General features: G+C 46.9%; 14 protein-coding genes. 11 read left to right on the top strand and 3 right to left on the bottom strand.

The window, feature by feature from the left end; translation table 11 throughout:
• The first annotated feature begins 281 nt into the window (after positions 1–281).
• Positions 282–2,783, top strand: a complete 2,502-nt coding sequence (locus IEX62_RS20360; protein WP_188777724.1) for a type IA DNA topoisomerase — start codon at positions 282–284, stop codon at positions 2,781–2,783.
• Between the two features lie 660 nt (positions 2,784–3,443).
• Here the strand turns inward: IEX62_RS20360 and IEX62_RS20355 are convergent.
• Both IEX62_RS20355 and IEX62_RS20350 read right to left on the bottom strand, forming a co-directional pair.
• On the bottom strand, positions 3,444–4,211 hold the full coding sequence (locus tag IEX62_RS20355; protein WP_188777722.1) for an HAD family hydrolase: 768 nt from the start codon (positions 4,209–4,211) through the stop codon (positions 3,444–3,446).
• 12 nt (positions 4,212–4,223) lie between these two features.
• Positions 4,224–5,144 carry a winged helix-turn-helix domain-containing protein gene (locus IEX62_RS20350; protein WP_188777720.1) on the bottom strand — a complete coding sequence of 307 codons (921 nt, stop codon included), beginning with the start codon at positions 5,142–5,144 and terminating at the stop codon, positions 4,224–4,226.
• A 261-nt stretch (positions 5,145–5,405) separates the two neighbouring features.
• On the opposite strand from IEX62_RS20350, the gene IEX62_RS20345 reads away from it, so the two are divergent.
• From IEX62_RS20345 to IEX62_RS20315, 7 genes are all read left to right on the top strand, one after another.
• Complete coding sequence (locus IEX62_RS20345; RefSeq protein WP_268239824.1) at positions 5,406–6,632, top strand: MFS transporter; 1,227 nt, start codon at positions 5,406–5,408, stop codon at positions 6,630–6,632.
• Positions 6,633–6,799: 167 nt separating this feature from the next.
• Positions 6,800–7,528, top strand: a complete 729-nt coding sequence (locus IEX62_RS20340) for a phosphonate ABC transporter ATP-binding protein (protein WP_188777835.1) — start codon at positions 6,800–6,802, stop codon at positions 7,526–7,528.
• Between the two features lie 151 nt (positions 7,529–7,679).
• Positions 7,680–8,936, top strand: a complete 1,257-nt coding sequence (locus tag IEX62_RS20335) for a hypothetical protein (protein WP_188777718.1) — start codon at positions 7,680–7,682, stop codon at positions 8,934–8,936.
• 66 nt (positions 8,937–9,002) lie between these two features.
• Positions 9,003–9,701 (top strand): response regulator transcription factor, encoded by a 699-nt coding sequence (locus tag IEX62_RS20330; protein WP_188777716.1) that lies wholly within the window; start codon positions 9,003–9,005, stop codon positions 9,699–9,701.
• Positions 9,701–11,098 carry a sensor histidine kinase gene (locus tag IEX62_RS20325; RefSeq protein WP_188777714.1) on the top strand — a complete coding sequence of 466 codons (1,398 nt, stop codon included), beginning with the start codon at positions 9,701–9,703 and terminating at the stop codon, positions 11,096–11,098. Before IEX62_RS20330 ends, IEX62_RS20325 begins: the two co-directional genes overlap by 1 nt.
• A gap of 182 nt (positions 11,099–11,280) precedes the next feature.
• The gene (locus IEX62_RS20320; RefSeq protein ID WP_188777712.1) at positions 11,281–12,360 is read left to right on the top strand and encodes a GNAT family N-acetyltransferase; all 1,080 of its coding nucleotides are present in this window, start codon (positions 11,281–11,283) and stop codon (positions 12,358–12,360) included.
• A 48-nt stretch (positions 12,361–12,408) separates the two neighbouring features.
• Positions 12,409–12,930 (top strand): stalk domain-containing protein, encoded by a 522-nt coding sequence (locus tag IEX62_RS20315; RefSeq protein WP_188777710.1) that lies wholly within the window; start codon positions 12,409–12,411, stop codon positions 12,928–12,930.
• Between the two features lie 108 nt (positions 12,931–13,038).
• Here the strand turns inward: IEX62_RS20315 and IEX62_RS20310 are convergent, their stop codons facing one another.
• A complete protein-coding gene (locus tag IEX62_RS20310) occupies positions 13,039–14,250 on the bottom strand; it encodes a glucose-1-phosphate adenylyltransferase (protein ID WP_188777708.1) in 1,212 nt (403 codons plus the stop codon).
• A gap of 431 nt (positions 14,251–14,681) precedes the next feature.
• Between IEX62_RS20310 and glgB the strand changes: the two genes are divergently transcribed.
• The 3 genes from glgB to IEX62_RS20295 all read left to right on the top strand — a co-directional run bounded on the left by glgB (position 14,682) and on the right by IEX62_RS20295 (position 19,398).
• Entirely contained in the window at positions 14,682–16,604 is a 1,923-nt protein-coding gene (glgB, locus tag IEX62_RS20305) for a 1,4-alpha-glucan branching protein GlgB (protein WP_188777706.1), read from the top strand.
• A 93-nt stretch (positions 16,605–16,697) separates the two neighbouring features.
• Positions 16,698–18,131 (top strand): glycogen synthase GlgA, encoded by a 1,434-nt coding sequence (gene glgA / locus IEX62_RS20300; RefSeq protein WP_188777704.1) that lies wholly within the window; start codon positions 16,698–16,700, stop codon positions 18,129–18,131.
• Positions 18,132–18,423: 292 nt separating this feature from the next.
• Positions 18,424–19,398 (top strand): ABC transporter substrate-binding protein, encoded by a 975-nt coding sequence (locus IEX62_RS20295; protein WP_188777702.1) that lies wholly within the window; start codon positions 18,424–18,426, stop codon positions 19,396–19,398.
• The last annotated feature ends 125 nt before the right edge of the window (positions 19,399–19,523 follow it).

The raw sequence follows: 19,523 nt of genomic DNA, 5'->3' as shown, positions 1-19,523 counted from the left end.
GTGTCTACCAAACATCAGCCAAAACAAATTCCAATGCAGTGCAATCCTCCCCAAACATGCACATACTTTTACGCATAGCCAGCTTGTGCTATACTAAAATAGAGTTAAGTGATCGTGGAAAACAAGGGCTGCACTCCAGAGTGTAGCTCCTTTTTTTGCCAAAAATCTATAGTGCTGAGCATAGCTACTTTGTAAAAAATCATCATAAAAGCAACGATAGCATACAAGCTCAGCATCCTAATCTATACAAACTACCACCATTCCGAGAAAGGAATGAAAGCATGAAAATTCTTGTTATTGCCGAAAAGCCGGATATGGGACGTAATATTGCGGCTGTGATCGAGCCAGGTGCGAAAAATCAGCGTACGTATATCGAAGGCGAACGCTATGTGATCACATGGGCGATTGGGCATCTAATCGGGCTTGCAGAGCCAGAGGCGTATGATTCCAAATACAAGCGCTGGAACTTTGGCGATCTGCCGATTATTCCAGAGCAATTCAAAATCGTGCCGAACCCACGTACAAAGGATCAGCTTAAAGTGATCGGAGATCTGGCAAAGCGTTGCGATCGTATCGTGAATGCCTGCGATGCCGGGCGAGAGGGTCAGCATATTTTTGCGCTTATTCAGCGTCAGCTCAAGCTGCGTCAGCCGGTGAAGCGTTTATGGATCTCAGACTTGACCGCGGAAAGTATCCGTAAGGGCTTTGATCAGTTGCGCGATGGCAGTGAGTTTGAGAATTTGACGCAGGCGGCGCGTGCACGTAGTGAGGCAGATTGGCTCATTGGTATGAATGCATCGCGTGCCTTTACGACCAAGCATAATAATCTGTTATCTGTTGGGCGTGTACAGACGCCCGTGCTGGCGCTGATCTATGATCGGCAAAAGGAGATCGAAAACTTTACATCTCAGACCTTTTACGAGGTGCGAGCGACCTTCAAGCAACCAAGCAAAACGTATGAAGGCGTATGGCAGGGTGAAGAGCGACTCACCGACAAAGCGAAGGGTGAGGCGATCGTAGCTAAGGTACAGGGAAAGGAAGGCAAGATCAGCAAGTATGAGATCAAGGAAACGAAGGAATACCCATATAAGCTGTATGATCTGACCCTATTACAGCGCGATGCCAATGCGAAGTTCGGATTTTCCGCGAAAAAGACATTGGATGTCGCGCAAGCATTGTACGAGCGGCATAAGGTCATTTCGTATCCGCGTACCAACTCCAACTATGTAACCAAAGAAAATATCGATGGCATGCAAAAGGTGCTCGGTATGCTGCAAAATGGCGAATATGCTGAGCTGGCAGGTGGCGCAGAGCGTAGTCGGGTGCATACAGGGAACAAGGCAGTATGTAACCCAGCGCGAGTAGAGGATCACCATGCGATTTTGCCTACATTGAAAAAACCAGGCACACTGAGTAAGGAAGAGCAGCAGCTGTATGATCTGATCGTACGACGCTTTCTTGCACAGTTTTACCCACCTGCCGAATATAAGCAGCACACGGTATTAACTGTAGTCGAGCAGGAAACGTTCCGCACTAATGTCAAGGAGCTGCTCTCACTTGGCTGGAAAGTCACACTGCCAGATAAGGATAAAGCCAAATCAGGCAGCAAAACGAAGCGTAGCACTCGTGACGGCGACAATGAAGAGCAGCAGGAGGAAGTCGAAACGGACAAGCCCTTCGTGCTGGACAGCAAGCTACCTGTTCAATGTCGTAAAGCGGAAGTGAAGGAAAAGGAAACCCAGCCACCTAAGCCTTACACCGAGGGTACATTGCTGAAAGCGATGGAGAGTGCCGGTAAGCAGATTGAGAATGAAGAACTGCGCGATGCGATGAAGGAATCGGGTCTGGGCACACCAGCCACGCGAGCAGCAACGATCGAGCGTCTCAAGCAGGTAGGCTATGTGCAGGCGAAAGGGAAAAAGATCGAGCTCGCCTTAAAAGGTCGTGCTGCGATTGAGCTGATTCGAGCTGCTGGTGTAGAGCTGTTAACCTCACCCGAAATGACCGGACAATGGGAGCGTCGCCTGAATCAAATTTCGCGTGGAGAAGCCGACCCCGATCGCTTTTTAGAAAGTGTCAAAAAATTCGCTGGATTGGTCGTCAATAAAGTACGCACCCAAACACCAGCCGCCGCGGATATTTTCGGTGATGAAGGAGCACGTGGCAAAGGAAAGGGTAAACGCACTGCTCGCAGCAGCAGTCGTTCCTCCAGTACTACACGTGCTTCATCAGCTACAGGCTCAGGCTCCAAGCGCGGTACAAGCACACGTGGCAAATCAGGCTCTCGTTCATCCAATGCTAGTAATATGCCAGATGATCTACCGTTGCCTGCGCCGCCACCAGAGAATGAAGACGGGTACACCTCCAGTCGCTCTATGACCGCTGGAAGCTCTACTGCGACAAGTAACCGTAACACGTCCAGCTCATATGAAGCCGAAGCATCCATATCATCAGCGACGCGTACGCGGTCTGCTGCATCCCATGGATCAGCTTCACCAGCGCATACCGCTCTCGGTGCTTGTCCGCGTAGCGGCTGTGGTGGAACGATTATCGAAGGCAAAAAGGGCTACGGTTGCTCCCATTTCCGCCAGGGCTGCGGCTTTGTCATCTGGAAAGAATTCGCAGGCAAAAGCGTATCGATCCAAATGCTCAAAGCTTTACTGCTCAAGGGTGAAAGCCAGGTACTCACCTTCAAACGCGGAGGAGAAGCCTTCAAGGCTCGCATTCGCCTGTTGGATCGAGAAACGGGTAAGCTGGGCGTAGAAAAAGCGGAATCACAGTGAGCGATAATAGTAGCGATAACAATGTAATCGCAATAGTAGCTTGTCATAATCACACTGCCGCAGGGTTCATGTTATTGATTTATGTTGTGTGAAAGTGCATGATCGCATAACCTTTGTTCATTCGTTCAGATATTTCTTTATCGTCAGCGATAATAGAGGCGTATGATATATTTTATATATATTGTATAGAAGTACAGAAAAATAAAATGATTTAAACACCTAAACACCTAAACACCTAAACACCTGAGTTTTGGAATACCCAACGGCCTGAATATCTAAAAATTTGAATACAATTATTGTTAGTTACTCATGAATGCCACTTTTTGCTTGTTCTTGTCTTACAACCAGCAAAAAGCCTGCTCTAGCACATAACGGAAGACCAAGAACAATGCCAAAAGACCGACCTTTAAGCCAGGATACGCCATCTTTCTCACCATTCAAAGTATCCTGGTTTAACCGGAGGTCGTTGGCATGTTCTTGGTCTGAAGTGGTGTATGCAACACATGCAACACATCCACCAGACGCCATAAACTCAACAGATACGATATATGAACTCAGCGCAATACATGCAACAAACACGCTACACACTAGCATAGCTCTCGACAAACCATGAGCAAGCAATACAACCACCTCTGCAAATAAATAAAAACGGACCAGGATTTAACCCCAGGTCCGTTTGTTATCGTAAATATGAAGATGCTGCTGAATCGTATGTGGCACCTCTGTCAGCTTGGCTACAGTATGGAACGATTGCTCCGTACCAGTTTGAAGCTGAACAATATCGTATGCCCATTCATGCTCCTGCTTAATGTAGATCGTGTTCAGCGCTGCCTGTAGAGCCGGCTGCACATCGGAGCGTAGTGAATTACCAATCATCCACGTATCCATGCGCGGCAGAAGCTGCGTCGTAATAATCTCTTCCAGTGCACGAATATTTTTGTGCTGGCGAATGAAAATACGATCATCAAAAAATGTGCTAAGCTTCATCTGGTCAATTTTACGCTGCTGAATAGCCGTTTCGCCGCCTGTATACAGATACAGTGTATGGCCTTCTTGCTGTAAATGCTCTAGCGTATCGACCATGCCAGGATAAGGCTCGACTTCTTGCTCATACACACTGCTGCCGAGAAGACGCAGCTGGCGTTCCTCACGCTCAGCTAGAGGACGACCGTACAAGCGAGCAAAGTGTCGGTACGTTTCTACCAGCGAAGCCGGGAAATGCTCGCTAGCGAAGCCGACCTGATGCACACCGGCAACATCGATTTCGATTTGCTTTTGCCGGATCGTATCCATTTCGATTCCATATTCCTTAAACCAGCCCGATACCAGGCTAATGAATTCATCCAAAATCGAATTAAAGTATTTGTTACAGTAGATCAACGTATCATCCATATCGAAGATCAGATGCTGGTGTCGAATGTCTTTCATGAAGTTCACTCCTTAAATACGGATATACGATTCAAGGAACAGCTGTAGCTCGGACGCACCGTCCTGGCGCAGGCTGAACCGATCAATATCCTCTCTGCCCAGATGAATGCGTAGCAGTCCAGCAACACGTAGCATCATCAGATGATGCATCAATGTCTCCTGTGGCTGTAGCAGATCATGGGCCATATCTTGCAGGGAACGGGGCTCATCGCCACCGATATAACGAAGCATTCGGAGTCGCTCCGGATCAGATAATGCACGGGTCATGCGAAGCAGCACATTAGGTGGATCTTCTTCGCCTTCCTCATGTACATCGACTGGATACTGAATCAGCAGAAAGCCCTCATAGAAGCAGTACGTATTAATCGGGCGGTTATGCACGGTTGGGAACAGAATGACTGTGTTCAAGCCTTGCATTTCCGGTACAACTAGTCCGCCTGATGCGTATTCGATCAATGCGGCCGGGTCCATTTTGTCAAGCAGGCGCATTTTCTCTTCGCCATCTTCGGTGATGAGGGTCATGATCTCATCTTCAAGCTCGTTAAAATAATGCTCATACCACAGCTTGAGTAGTGGAGCATAGCTTTGCTGAATACGTGCCGCTTCACTTTCGGTCAAGCCAGGCATCAGGGGGTGAATCTCATTCCACATCGCCGCTGCTGACGTGGCTTCCAAATGGTGCAGGAAATCACGTACCGTGCCTTCACGTGTACGGCAGCTTGCCCAAGCATACAACGCATCATAATCATCAAACGGCCATGAAGATGCTTCCAAAATAGCCGAGCGCACATCTTTACTTAACCTATTATCAATTTCCCTGATCCATTCGGGGCCGAGATCGATATCACGAATCCATTTTTTGGTCACATAGACCATAAAACTGCCGAGCAGATCGTAGACCGGGGAAACGTCTATTTTCACCTGATAGCTCATGAAACCAAGACCTCCCAAATATAATCGGTAGCAGTCAGCTTCCTCGTATAGGAAATACTGAAAAACAGGAGCTGATTCCTAAATCCCTGTTGTGCTTATTATGGCTTGTTCACCTACGGATTGTCCACTATAATGTTCGGATGGTCTGATTTGTTTTCATACCTGTTTCCATACACGTTTACATACGGAACAACCATCATTAAATTACATCATAAAACGCACACTTTGTAAAATAAGTGACTAATCTGGAGGATCGCATCTGTGTTCAACAAGACAAAACAAGACAAGACTAACCCGAATCATGTTACATCAGCTTCACCAGAAGCGAACGGGCATCAGACGATGCACTTCGTGATTCTTGTACTCGCCATCATTAGTGCGGGATTAAGTCAGGGGATGCTATTACCCGTACTGGCCATCTTTTTGGAAAAAATGGGTGTATCGTCGACACTGAATGGCTTGAATGCCGCAGCATTGTACGTCGGCTCCTTTGCAATGACGCTAATGGCGGAAAGACTGGTCGGCAGGCTTGGCTTTAAAAAGCTACTATTGCTCGGCTTACTCATTGTGATTATCGCATTGCCGCTATTCCCGCTTGTTCCGGGAGTTGCATTCTGGTTTGTGCTTCGGTTGCTGGTCGGTATTGGAGATAGTGCCATCCATTATGTCGCTCAGTTGTGGGTATTGATGGTTACCTCGCCAGAGAATCGCGGACGCAATCTGTCCATCTACGGCATTTCCTACGGGATTGGCTTTAGCATTGGCCCACTAGGCATCTCATTACTGGACTGGGGAATGGCGGTGCCATTCCTGCTGATGGCCATCGTGTTTATCATCGTGGCATTACTCGTCTGGTGGAAGCTTCCATCCGGTGGACCAGGACGCGGTGAAGCGATGAAGCCGGAAAAGGGACGGTTTGTACGAAGTTATCGACTTGCCTGGTATGCGCTCATTCCAGCATTGCTGTATGGCTACATGGAAGCGGCAATGAACAGTAATTTTCCGGTCTATGGACTACGTACCGGATTATCGACGGATCAGATTGCCTACTTACTTCCTTTTATCGGCGTCGGCGGGCTTATATTACAGCTTCCGCTTGGAATTTTGAGCGATCGCTGGGGACGTAAACGCGTTCTAATGCTGGCAGGTGCGCTCGGTGGATTACTTTTCATGCTTGTTCCATTTGCAGGTACGAAGCTGGTTGCGATTGCCATTCTATTTGCAGTAGCCGGCGGGCTAGTCGGCTCGTTTTTCTCGCTTGGTCTTGCGTATGCGGCAGACGTGCTGCCACGAGCCTATTTACCAGCTGCCAATGTGCTTGCTTCGTTTCATTTTAATTTTGGTAGCATTGTCGGGCCGGCGGTTGGTGGTAAGGGAATCGAGATGGGCTCCGCTTCGAGTCTATTCTGGTTACTCGGCGGTTGTTATGTGATCTTTGCACTATTGGGTGTATTATTCAGGCAAAAGCAAAATAAAATGTCGTCATAGATGGCATTTATTCGCTTTTTCCCCTAAACTATAGAATAGAAGAATAGTACGATATTTTGCTCGCGCAAAAATCTTTTTTCATTTCACCTCGTATGTATGGTTCTCAAAAAAATCAGAATATTATCGTTTCAGCAACAGCTTAGAAGGGCGGTCTGTAGTAGATGTCGATGATTCAAATTGATAATCTGACCAAAGCGGTCGGTGAGAATAAAACCAAGGTGCTGGATCATATTAGCCTGGAAATTCAGCATGGCGAAATGATTGCACTTGTGGGACCTAGCGGTAGCGGTAAAAGCATGCTGCTCAAATGCCTGGCGATGAAAGAAAGCTGGAGCGAAGGTAACTTTCGTGTAGGGGATACCGATATTTTGAAAGCAGGCTTTAGCGGTAAGCGCAAGCTGAGTAAGGAGTGGTCGTATCTGGAGCAAAGCCCACAGCTTCATCCAGAGCGTACAGCTCTCAAAACCGTGCTGATCGGTCAAATGGGACAAACGCCCCTCTGGCGTATGCTCACAGGGATGGTACGCTCCGATGATTATATGGGTGCGATGGATGTGCTGGAAACACTCGGACTGCTCGACAAAGCGCATCAGAAGGCAGGCACATTAAGCGGTGGTGAAAAGCAGCGTGTAGCGATCGCCCGTGCGCTCGCTCATGGTGCCAAGGTTATTCTCGCTGATGAACCGATCACCGGGCTTGACCCTCGCTCTGGTGAGGAAGTGATCAAAACGTTACGCGGCTTATGTTCAAGTGAACGACTAACAGTGATCTCGGTCATTCCGCTGGAGCTTGCGGAGCGCTATGCGACACGTATTATCGGCTTGCAGGAAGGTCGGATTATGTTTGACGTGAAGGGACGCAGACTGACCAGTGCCGAGCGCAGCAAATTGATCTGATTCCGCAATCTATCTTGTCTACATAGACAGCTGTTACGTAGCTTGCAGGCTTGCGAGCAGGGTACAGCATGACATCTTGAGCAGTACATGATGTCTGGAATATGAAATTCAACAGGTGGCGCAGCGCTACTTGAAATGAAAGAGTGATATCATGAGTAAAAGTATCTGGATCAAGCTATTTGCGGCAGTAGGATTGCTGTTTTTGTTAAGTGCTTGTAGCTTCAATCCACTTGCCGATCCAAAGACGCTCATTCAGACACCTGAGCTACCATCAGATAAGCAGACATTGAGCAGCATTATTAGCTCGGAGCTACCTGAAGGAGCCAGTATTCAGAGCCCGAAAAACGGCAATGGCAGCAAAATTCAGACCGTCGATCTGGACGGCGATGGCACAAGTGAGACGATTGTCTTTTATCAGACGACTACGGGTAGAATTGTTGGCTTGATCTTTGAGAAGTCTGGTGATACGTGGGTGAAAAAAGATACGATCGATAGTGCCGGCTTCACACTGGAAAGTGTAGAAATTACCGACATTACTAATGATGGTCATCGCGATCTGATTGTCGGTTATTCTAATGATACGAGCAATTCAGAAAGCAGCCAGAAACGGCTTGTTATTTATAGCTACGATAAGGGCAAGATCAGCATTGTAGATGATATGCCATATTCCTACTATTCCATCATTGATATGGATGGGGACGGTATTAATGATCTGGTCATTACCAAAATTAATAATAGTGGGTATGTGAATATTGCTGCCTATCGCTACAAAGCGGGCTTCCAGCTGATAAGCTCGATGGATCTGGTCAATACAATCGGAAGTGACCATTTTTATAATGTGGTCGCAGGTAAGGTTACCGCGAATCAGAATGGAATTATCATGGATCAGACCCTTGGCGTATCTGCCTTCTCACATCTGATCGTGATGGAGGATGGACAGCTCAAGGATGTGTTCCCGCTGAGTCGACAGGCAACCTATAAGGACATTCAGATTACGAGTGAAGATGTGAACAATGACGGCATTCTGGAGATTGGCATGGCTGAGATTCCAGAGGGCTGGGAAAATATTGCACCAACGGAGATTCCAAGGTTCACCAGCTATTATCAGTGGAGCGGTGGAGCTGATCTGACCAAGCTGGTCAGCCAGCAATATCGTGATGAACAGGGACGCTTCGTGATCAAGCTAGCGCCAGAATGGATCGGTAAGGTAACGATCGATACCAAGTCGAACAAAAATCAGGATCTACGCTTCATCTTGAAGGATACAGGCGAGAAGGTCGCTGAAGTACGCTTCTTTAGTGAAAATGAATGGAACAACCATAGCGGCGATTGGGAGATTATCGCTCAGAACCGCGGCCAGGTGATTGCACTCTGGGAAAATAGCAAAATCAACGTCATTCAAAACTAGCCGTATAACGATCCTATTTTTATACTAAAACACTACTAACAGCCTGACTCTGGAGGAGGATTACACATGAGTAAAGTATTGATTATGGAGGACGAGGAGTCCATTCGCAGTTTTATTATTATTAACCTGAAGCGTAATGGCTTTGAGGTGCTGGAAACAGAAAACGGAGAGCAGGCGCTTCATATGCTGGAGACTGTACCGGATATCGACATCGCGTTGCTCGATGTGATGGTGCCAGGCATTGATGGCTTTGAGGTATGCCGCCGTATCCGTGAGAAGAATGAGCGCATCGGTATCATTTTCCTAACAGCTAAGGTGCAGGAGCAGGACAAGGTCTATGCGCTATCTGTTGGCGCGGATGATCATGTGAGCAAGCCGTTTAGCCCAACTGAGCTGATCGCACGTATTCAATCCTTGCTGCGTCGTGTTAATGTACAGCGTGAATCGAATACGAAGGTATCGTTTGAATCGGGTCCATTCACATTGGATCTGATCTCCAAGCAATTTAAAAAGAGCGGTAAGCTAATCGAGCTGACACCGACCGAGTTCTCACTCGTTCAATTTTTCCTTGAAAAAGAAAACACACCACTGAGTCGTGATGTGCTACTGGATCATGTATGGGGTAAGGAATATATGGGCGATCCGAAGATCGTGGATGTGAACATTCGTCGTTTGCGTCAAAAAATTGAAAATAACCCATCCGAGCCGGAATTCCTGCAAACGGTATGGGGACATGGGTATAAATGGAGAGGCCGGGATTCATAATGATTAAAAAGGGGATGACCCGTCAGATCGTCCTGCATTATTTTATCGTTGTATTTTTGACGATCTTGCTGGTGGAGCTGGTATTTTTATTCGCGATCCGCACCTACTACTATGACGGGATATCAAACTATTTGCAGTCCTCCTTTGACAACACACGTGCACCTGCCAATTATCGTGATATTGTGTCTAGCTACAGTCTGGATAAGGCAGAGGTGCAGGTGCTTGATCTGAAAGGGAATGTACTGCAAAACTCGACTGCATTTATCGTGGATAAGCCGGTGCAGACTGGCGACATTCCACAGGCACTTTCCGGTTCGACCGGACGCTGGATCGGCAAGCAGGCAGGGACAGGCGAGGATGTTATGGCTGTCACGCGCATGATCAAGATCAACGGGGATAAGGAATACCTTGTACGCTATGTGACCTCGCTGGAGCTCGTTAACCAGAAGCTGTTTTATATCACCATGGTATCCGCAGGGATTGGCGTCATTATTCTAATCGTCGTCCTGATGGTTAGTATTGGACTCGCCAATTCGATCGTTAAGCCGATTAACAATATTATCGGTGTCTCTACGCTGATGGCTAAAGGGGACTTTAACGTTCGGATCAAGGGCAATTATCCCCATGAGATCGGGGAACTTGCTGCGACATTGAATTATATGGCAGACGAGATTGTACGTAGTAACCAGATTAAGGACGATTTTATCTCCTCCATCTCGCATGAGCTGCGTACACCACTGACCGGAATTAAGGGCTGGAGTGAGACACTCGTATCAGGTGGTTTTGATCCGGAAGAAACCAAGCTTGGGATGAGCATTATTTCCAAAGAAACCGAGCGCCTGATCGGGCTGGTGGAAGAAATGCTCGACTTCTCGAAGCTACAGCAAAATCAGATGAAGCTTGTGATCGGCCAAGTGAATCTGAAAGAGATTTTACAGGAAACGATGCTGAATGTATGGGCAAAGGCAGAGCAAAAGCAAATCAAGCTCGTGCTGGAGCCTGGCGATGCGAGCTATATCGTACAGGCAGATGGTAATCGTCTCAAGCAGGTATTCCTGAATCTGGTCGACAATGCGATCAAGTTCTCACCTAATGAATCCACGATTAAGCTGGTGATCAAGGAGCTGGCACCAGAGCGTGTACGTATCGTGGTGAAGGATTCCGGTATCGGTATTAGTACAGAGTTTTTGGAAAAGGTAAAGGATCGCTTTTTCCAGGTCAATCCGAATCAGGGTGGTACAGGTCTCGGTCTGGCGATTACGCAGCAGATTGTGCAGCTGCATAAGGGTGAAATGCATATCGAAAGTGAGCTGGATCACGGTACATCGGTCATGGTCGATCTGCCATTATTAGAGAAGAAGCCTGCTACGCCGGATCTGACAAAAGAAGCGAACTAATAGCAGCAACAATAGCAGTAGCAGATAGAACAGAATATATAAAAATCCCCTCAGGGTACACAGTGAAGCTGGAGCTTATCCATTTTGCTTAGAAATGTGACTCTCTGAGGGGATTTTTGTAGTATAATAGCTCAAACCATAACGCTTCATACATAGAGCATAGTGTGAAAGGGGTATATTTAATGTCACAGGAGTACAATTCGATCGGATCCAACGAGTTACATATTCGGCGTGCTGAACGAGGAGAGGAGGCGCTGATTACTTCTTTTCTGGTCGAGGCTGCCGATTGGATGGAGGAGACAGGAACCGGACAATGGCGTCGCGCGATGTTTACACCTGAGCTGATTGAGGGCTATTTTAAAGAACGAGAGGTATACGTAGCCGAATATAATGGTGAGCCGGCTGGAATGTTTACGTTGCAGCTAGGTGATCAGGAATACTGGCAGGATAAAAATGATGAAGACTATTACTATCTCCATCGTCTGACCGTATCGCTCAAATTCCGTGGTATGAATATAGGGTTATCCATGCTGGACGGGGCGGTACAAATCGCAGCTGACAGCGGTAAAAAAGGACTGCGTCTTGATTGCCTGACAGAGCTGATCCCGCTAAATCGTTTTTATCAGCGACAGGATTTTCGGTATATGGGTACGCATAATGTGAATGGCAAGCTGGCTAATTTGTATGAGAAGCTACCACCAGCCAGGGAAAACGAGCTACGCTTAGAATTTTTTGGTGAGCGTGATATGGATCATCTGCTGGGCTGGACGGATCAACAGGATGCACAGATGCTGATGCAATGGAGCGGGCCAATCTGGCAGCATCCACTTCAGCGTCATGAGCTAGAGCAATATATCGATGGTGCCAATCATCCTTCCCATTCAGAGTGGCTCATCTATGCAGTAGTGGAGCGCCTTAGCGGTAAGACGATTGGACATATGGCACTGGGACGTATCGATCGTAAAAATCGCTCTGCACGCCTATCGCGTGTACTTGTCGGTGACCCTGCTGCACGTGGTAAAGGCTATGGGCGTCAGATGGTAATGGAGGGCTTGAGAATTGGCTTTGAAGCGCTCGGCTTACACCGTATTACACTGGCAGTATTTGATTATAATGAACAGGCGGCAGGGCTATACGAATCATGCGGATTTCGTAAGGAGGGCTTACTACGAGATACAGCGCTGGTGGAGGGACGCTATTATAGCGTGTACGAGATGGCCATCCTGGAGGATGAATGGCAAGAACTCGCAAGCAACATATAGAAGGTGGTAATCGTTTAATAAAGTAGTTTAAACGAAAGGATGATTACCATGTATCGAATCATCGCCAAGCTTATTTTGGTAGCTGGAATCACTGGCGGATCTAGCTCGGCTATGGCTGCTACACCAGCAGCCTGGGAATTTAAAGTCAATGACAAAGTTATTTCGACCTCAACGACTTCCCCTTACCGTACGGAGGAAAATGTAGTTATGGTGCCTTTGCGTATCACATCGGAGCAATTGGGTTATCGTGTGCATTGGAATGCTAAGCAGCAGTATATCTCCCTTGATGCGCCATATCAGATTATTTCATTGAAGGAAAACACCAGGGACATTCATGTTGCCAATGACTTCCAAGCTATTCCTTTAGCCGGTGACTTTACACTGGATAGCCAAGTTGTGAAAAAGCAAGGTGTAACGTATGTACCTGCAACCTTTTTTGAACGATTATTCAATACGGTGGAAATTGGTCAACAATCGGTAACTATCGCGGTCAGTGTGGCGTATACGACAGACACCAATATACCGACCAATTCTTCAGCAGACAATAATAGCATCTCGGTAATAGAGTAGGAAGCAGATTTATGAATAGCAGACTGCATACTGCTTGCATGTCAAAAGCCACGCTTACGCAATGATGCGGTAAGCGTGGCTTTATTTATACCTGTATAAAACAATACATTAAGAAGACATACCGCCTGCATGAACACGACCGGATTTGTCGTATACTTCTTGCAGCAGACGAGCAGGCTGGGTGCGTACGGATGGTTTTGGATAGACCGTTTCATATGGACCCACTACTGCTATCTGTTCCGGTGTACCTTCAACCACAGCGCCATCCTTCACGATCGCGCCTTCAGCAACAATCGCATATTCGATATGCGCCTGCTTGCCGATAATTGCGCCTGGCATGATGATGCTATGTGACACTTCTGCCTGTTTGCCAATCGTGGAGCCGTTAAATACAACGGAACGCTCTACATTACCTTCCAGCGATGCCTTGCAGCTAACCATGGAGCAGTCTGGTGCATGAGCATGATCATTGTCCTGAAGTGGATTATAATCGGCTGAGAACATCGGCCACGCAGAGTTTTTTAACTCAAATTGACGGCTATGCTGTAAAATGTCCATATGAGCTTCCCACAGGCTATTGATCGTGCCGACATCTCTCCAGTAGCCAAGGAATTCATAAGCGACTACCTTTTCGCGCTCCGCCAGCATTTGAGGGATAATATTTTTACCAAAGTCGTGACTGGATTGCGCGTTCTTCGCATCCTGAATCAGATGCTGACGCAGGTATTGCCAGTCGAATACGTAGATGCCCATGGAAGCCAGATTGCTTTCCGGCTCAGCAGGCTTCTCGGAAAATTTGGTGATATTCATCTCCGTATCGGTGCTCATCACACCAAAGCGGCTTGCTTCTTCCCACGGTACCTCGACGACCGCGATCGTAGCACGCGCTTTATTTTCGCTATGGTATTGCAGCATTTCATTATAGTCCATATGATAAATATGATCCCCGGACAAAATCAGCACATCCTTCGGATCAAGTGCATCGATATATTCAATGTTTTTATAGATTGCATCGGCCGTACCTGTATATTCACCAGTACGCTCAGAAGAGAGTAAAGTGATATCCATCGGATTGCCATCAGTAGACCAGGCGTCGCCACCACCAATATGGTCGTGAAGGGATTGTGCTTCATACTGGGTCAATACCCCGACTGTATCGATCCCGGAATTAGCACAGTTACTAAGAGGGAAATCAATGATTCTGTAGTCTCCACCAAATGGAACTGCTGGTTTGGCTATAATGGAAGTCAAAGGAGCCAGCCTGCGTCCTTCACCCCCGGCCAGCAACATTGCAATGCATTCTTTGTTTGTCTTTTTCATGTTGTTTTCCCTCCCATTTTCATGACAACGCTCAGTTGACAATGTATTAGTCTTTTAAACGTTAGCAAAGCGTGTTGAAACAACAAAAATTGTAAAAAAATATAAAAAATCTTGAACATACTTTTTTTGGACGAAATGGTATTTATATTTATACGATTGACGCTGGAATTTCATTTGCTTCGCCAGTACAATAATATAAAAGCCCGTCAGAATAAGCATTTAGCGAGCTTGCTAATTTTTCATATTCAAGGCATATTGAAAAGGGTAATAAATAAAGTTGACTAATTTTTGTGGCGGAGATTGGCTTTTGTTATAATCCTTTCCAAAATAAGTGATTGATTATATTCCATTGTAGGGGAACATGTGCAAATGAAAGGCATTATTTGGAATTCGAAAATTGGCAGTACGTTAATCATTCTGGAGGTGATCATTTGAGACAACAACGTTCGCAATCGACGCTGCCTAGCTCGGAGGAAATTTATCTATTCCATGAAGGAACTAATTATCATGCGTATCGTCACTTTGGTTCACATCTAGCTTCCGAAGAAGGAAAGGAAGGTGTGCGCTTTACTGTATGGGCACCACACGCGCAGCAGATCGGTGTAGCTGGCGATTGGAATAACTGGAATGGAGATCATCATTTATTACATAAAATTGAGGACACGGGTATCTGGACGGGGTTCTTTGAAGACGTTCGGCTCGGTCATTTGTATAAATATCATATTACTAGCGCAGATGGGGAACGCCTGCTGAAGGCAGACCCGTATGCGATTCATGCGGAGGTACGTCCTGCAACGGCATCCGTTGTATCGACACTGGCAGGACATAAGTGGGAGGATGCTGCATGGCGTCGTAAGCGCCGCCCTCTATATCAACGCCCGCTGAATATCTATGAAATGCATGCAGGCACATGGCGGCAAAAGGAAGATGGCAGCCTGTACAATTATCGAGAGCTAGCTGACCTGCTGGTGCCGTATCTATCCGATATGGGCTATACGCATGTAGAGCTAATGCCGCTTACTGAGCATCCCTATGATCTATCCTGGGGCTATCAGAGTACAGGCTATTTTGCACCTACCAGTCGTTATGGCACGCCACAGGATCTAATGTACTTTGTGGATCGCTGTCACCAAGCGGATATTGGAGTGCTGCTGGATTGGGTTCCGGGTCATTTTACAAAGGATGCACACGGTCTGCGCCGATTCGATGGTACAGCGCTGTACGAATACAGTGACCCGGATCGAGCGGAAAAGCATGGCTGGGGCACGCTCTCATTTGACTTTGGCAAGCCAGAGGTACGTTCCTTCCTTATTTCCAGTGCGCTATACTGGCTGGATGTATACCATTTTGACGGTCTTCGTGTAGATGCGGTCACCAGCATGATTCGACTTGATTTTGAACGTGAAGGTGGAGGCTGGCGTCCGAATCAGTATGGCGGTGTGGAAAATCTGGAAGCCATCTCATTTTTGCAGCAGCTGAATAAGACAGTCTTTCATTATTTCCCACATGCGTTGATGATGGCAGAGGAGTCCAGCGCATGGCCGGGTGTAACCAAGCCAGCACATGAGAGCGGGCTCGGCTTCAACTATAAATGGAATATGGGCTGGATGAATGACACACTCGACTATGTAGAGACGTTTTTCGATGAGCGTCCGTCCAAGCATAATTTGTTGACCTTTCCAATAGTCTATGCCTACTCTGAAAACTTCACGTTGCCGCTCTCGCATGATGAGGTTGTGCATGGCAAGCGCTCGTTATTGAATAAAATGCCGGGCAGCTATGAGCAGAAGTTTGCCGGACTGCGTCTGTTACTTGCTTACCAGATGACGCATCCTGGGAAGAAGCTGCTCTTTATGGGTAGTGAATTCGGGCAGTTTATTGAATGGAAGGATCAGGAGCAACTCGATTGGCTGTTACTCGATTATGAGATGCATCGTAAGGCTCAGCACTATACACGCGAGCTGAATCATCTGTATCTGAAATCCCCCGCGCTATGGGAACGCGATCATGATTGGGAGGGCTATGAATGGCTCAATGCGGATGATGCGAGCAATAGTGTGATCACCTATATGCGTAAAGGACGCAAGCCAGCGGACACCTTGCTGATTGCGATCAATTTCCAGCCGGTTCCACGGGTGAATTACCGGATCGGCGTACCCAAGGCAGGCACATATGCTGAGGTTTGGAACAGTGACGATCCTCGCTTTGGCGGTACAGGCGGACGGACAGAGAAGCTGATCGCCTCGGAGAAAATTCCGTGGGATCGACAGGAGCAAAGTATTCGTCTGACGATTCCTCCGCTCAGTGTATTAATTTTGAAAAAAGGAACTGCCAGTAAAAAGGCGAAAAGCTAAAATCATAGCGAACGGAATATAGCCTGCAAAAGCGATAAGCTAATATGGCAGCAGGCAGGGCAGTACCGTTTACATTCAAAGGAGGAGTTTTGCATGAACATTTTATTTGCAGCAGCAGAGGCTAACCCTTTTATTAAAACTGGCGGACTGGCAGACGTGATCGGTGCGCTTCCCGCAGCACTCAAGAAGGAAAAGTGCGATGTGCGTGTTGTGATGCCTAACTATAATAGCATTAGCGAGCCTATTCGCAATCAAGCGACACTGGTTGATGTCGTTCAGGTGCAGGTCGGGTGGCGCAGCCAGTATTGCGGTATCAAGCAATTTAAGCAGGATGGCATTACGTTTTACCTGCTGGATAATGAATATTATTTTGGGCGTGATGGTGTGTATGGCTATGGTGATGATGGGGAGAGATTTGCCTTTTTCTGCCGTGCGGTACTGGATATTTTGCCAGTGATTGATTTTCAGCCAGATATTATTCATGCGCATGACTGGCATACAGGAATGATCCCACTGCTGCTGAAGGCGCAATATCAGTCGCTGCCATTTTACTCTAACATTCGTACCGTATTCACCATTCATAATCTGCTGTATCAAGGCATTTTCCCCTATTCGACGCTGTGGTCATTATTCGGTCTCGACGACCGTTATTTCCATGCAGGCGGCGTAGAGTATTATGGGAATGTGAGCTATATGAAGGCAGGTATCGTGTTCGCCGATCGTGTAACGACCGTTAGTCCTACATATGCCGAAGAGATCAAAATGCCGTATTACGGCTATGGTCTGGACGGTCTGCTGCGTTCACTCGGTGGACGTCTGCGCGGTATCGTGAACGGAATCGATACGAAAAGCTACAATCCAGCTACCGATCCTTATCTGCAAACGCATTACCGTAGTGCAACGAACAAGCGTCTGGAAAATAAGGCAGCGCTACAGGAAGAGCTTGGCTTGCCAGTAAGAGCCGATGTACCGATTGTGGCGATGGTTACCCGTCTCGTTGAATCAAAGGGGCTTGATCTGGTTACTCGTGTGCTGGATGAATTGCTCTATTATAATGATGTACAGTTCGTGCTGCTTGGTACAGGTGAAGCGATGTATGAGGACTGGTTCCGCGGAGCAGCCTATCGTCATCCGGAGCGTCTGGCAGCAGAGATTCGTTTTAGCGAGGGTGTAGCACGTCGTATTTACGCTGGAACAGATATGTTCCTGATGCCATCCCAATTCGAGCCATGTGGAATCAGCCAGCTGCTTGCACTGCGCTATGGCAGCATCCCGATCGTACGCGAAACGGGCGGTCTGAATGATACGGTGCAGTCGTATAACGAAATGACAGGCGAAGGTAACGGATTTACCTTCCATTCGTACAATGCTCACGATATGCTGTATACGATTCGTCGTGCAGTATCCTTCTATCAGCAGCCAAAGCATTGGAAACAGGTGATGAAGAACGCAATGACTGGCGATTATAGCTGGCAAACCTCTGCACGCGAATATCTGGATGTGTATCGCGAAGCGCAAATGTATTAATCAGTTACAATCATATGGGATTATGATCTTATATAAAATGGTACATGTAAAAGCTCGTTCTCTAGCTGGTAGAGAGCGAGCTTTTTGTATAGAGCAGGCTTATTTATCAGCAGGAATACATAACAGCTCCAGCAGTATATCACTACATATAGCGAAATGTAAGCTCATGGAAAAGAAACAAGCATTTGCAAATGAAAGACAGGTTTACAGAGAATAAGACATCATGTATACTGTTCAAGTTGATAATAATTATCATTATCATATGAAATATGTACATAAAGGAGATCATGTTATGAAAGTTCAATCCTGGTTCAAGCATCTGATGGTGGGAGGAGTCTGTGCCGCACTATTAGCTGGCTGTGGAAATGGAGCATCATCTAACGCTACCTCTTCTGCAAACAACGCTACGTCTACAGCAGGAAGCATCGTCATTCAGCATGATATGGGGACGACAGAGCTGAAGCAGCCAGCCAGTCATGTGGTCGCACTAGAGTGGTCATTCGTAGATGATCTGCTCGTACTTGGTATTACTCCTGTAGGAATCGCAGATGATGATAAGCCGAAAGCGATGGAGAAGCTGGCAGGCAAGCCAATTGAATATATACCGCTGGGCAAACGCGAAACACCTAATCTGGAAAAGATCGCAGGCGCAGCGCCGGATCTGATTATCGCCGATACCGATCGTCATTCGAAGGTGAAGGATCAGCTGGATCAGATCGCACCTACCATTGTTTTGAACAGTCGTAAAGGCTCTTACGATGATAGCCTCAAGGATTTTGAAACGATTGCGAAGGCAGTAGGCAAGGAATCCGAAGCAAAAGCACGTCTGGCGCAGCATGATAAGATGATGGCTGCGATGAAGAAGCAGGTCGAAGCTTTGCCAGAGAAAAAGGTGCTGGTCGGTGTAGCGCGTAAAGGTGACTTCAATGCGCACTCCACCACTTCCTATGCAGGGGAAGTGCTGAGCGATATTGGTTTTGAAAATGTAGTTCAGGGTAGTGAGAATGAGCCTTATAAAGAGGTGAATTTGGAAACGATCACGGCGATTGATCCCGATATCATCTTTATTGCTACCGATGATTCACAGGTGATTACTAATGAGTGGAAGAAGCTACCGGTATGGCAAAATCTAAAAGCGGTGAAGAATCATCATGTGTATATGGTAGATCGCGATATATGGACGCGTTTCCGTGGGATCACACCGGCTGAGAAGATTGGTCAAAGCGCGCTGGATTACATTAACGGCAAGCTCAAATCCGAATCGTAAGCTAAGGAACATAGCTTCATTATAAAAGCATGTAAAAAGAGAATTCCTGTTTCTCGTATACCGCACCTGTTGTGTGGATAGAGAGAGCTGGAATTCTCTTTTTAAGTTTGGTTTTACATACATTG

Origin of the sequence: Paenibacillus hunanensis, from assembly GCF_014645615.1 — a bacterium.
Taxonomy (GTDB): Bacteria; Bacillota; Bacilli; order Paenibacillales; family Paenibacillaceae; genus Saccharibacillus; species Saccharibacillus hunanensis.
This window is presented reverse-complemented; position numbering and strand designations above follow the sequence as displayed.

Coding starts and splice junctions, on each gene's coding strand:
- IEX62_RS20325 (WP_188777714.1), top strand. CDS start 9,701: ATGATTAAAAAGGGGATGACCCGTCAGATCGTCCTGCATTATTTTATC.
- IEX62_RS20335 (WP_188777718.1), top strand. CDS start 7,680: ATGAGTAAAAGTATCTGGATCAAGCTATTTGCGGCAGTAGGATTGCTG.
- IEX62_RS20350 (WP_188777720.1), bottom strand. CDS start 5,144: ATGAGCTATCAGGTGAAAATAGACGTTTCCCCGGTCTACGATCTGCTC.
- IEX62_RS20310 (WP_188777708.1), bottom strand. CDS start 14,250: ATGAAAAAGACAAACAAAGAATGCATTGCAATGTTGCTGGCCGGGGGT.
- IEX62_RS20330 (WP_188777716.1), top strand. CDS start 9,003: ATGAGTAAAGTATTGATTATGGAGGACGAGGAGTCCATTCGCAGTTTT.
- IEX62_RS20340 (WP_188777835.1), top strand. CDS start 6,800: ATGATTCAAATTGATAATCTGACCAAAGCGGTCGGTGAGAATAAAACC.
- IEX62_RS20360 (WP_188777724.1), top strand. CDS start 282: ATGAAAATTCTTGTTATTGCCGAAAAGCCGGATATGGGACGTAATATT.
- IEX62_RS20355 (WP_188777722.1), bottom strand. CDS start 4,211: ATGAAAGACATTCGACACCAGCATCTGATCTTCGATATGGATGATACG.
- glgA (WP_188777704.1), top strand. CDS start 16,698: ATGAACATTTTATTTGCAGCAGCAGAGGCTAACCCTTTTATTAAAACT.
- IEX62_RS20295 (WP_188777702.1), top strand. CDS start 18,424: ATGAAAGTTCAATCCTGGTTCAAGCATCTGATGGTGGGAGGAGTCTGT.
- IEX62_RS20315 (WP_188777710.1), top strand. CDS start 12,409: ATGTATCGAATCATCGCCAAGCTTATTTTGGTAGCTGGAATCACTGGC.
- IEX62_RS20320 (WP_188777712.1), top strand. CDS start 11,281: ATGTCACAGGAGTACAATTCGATCGGATCCAACGAGTTACATATTCGG.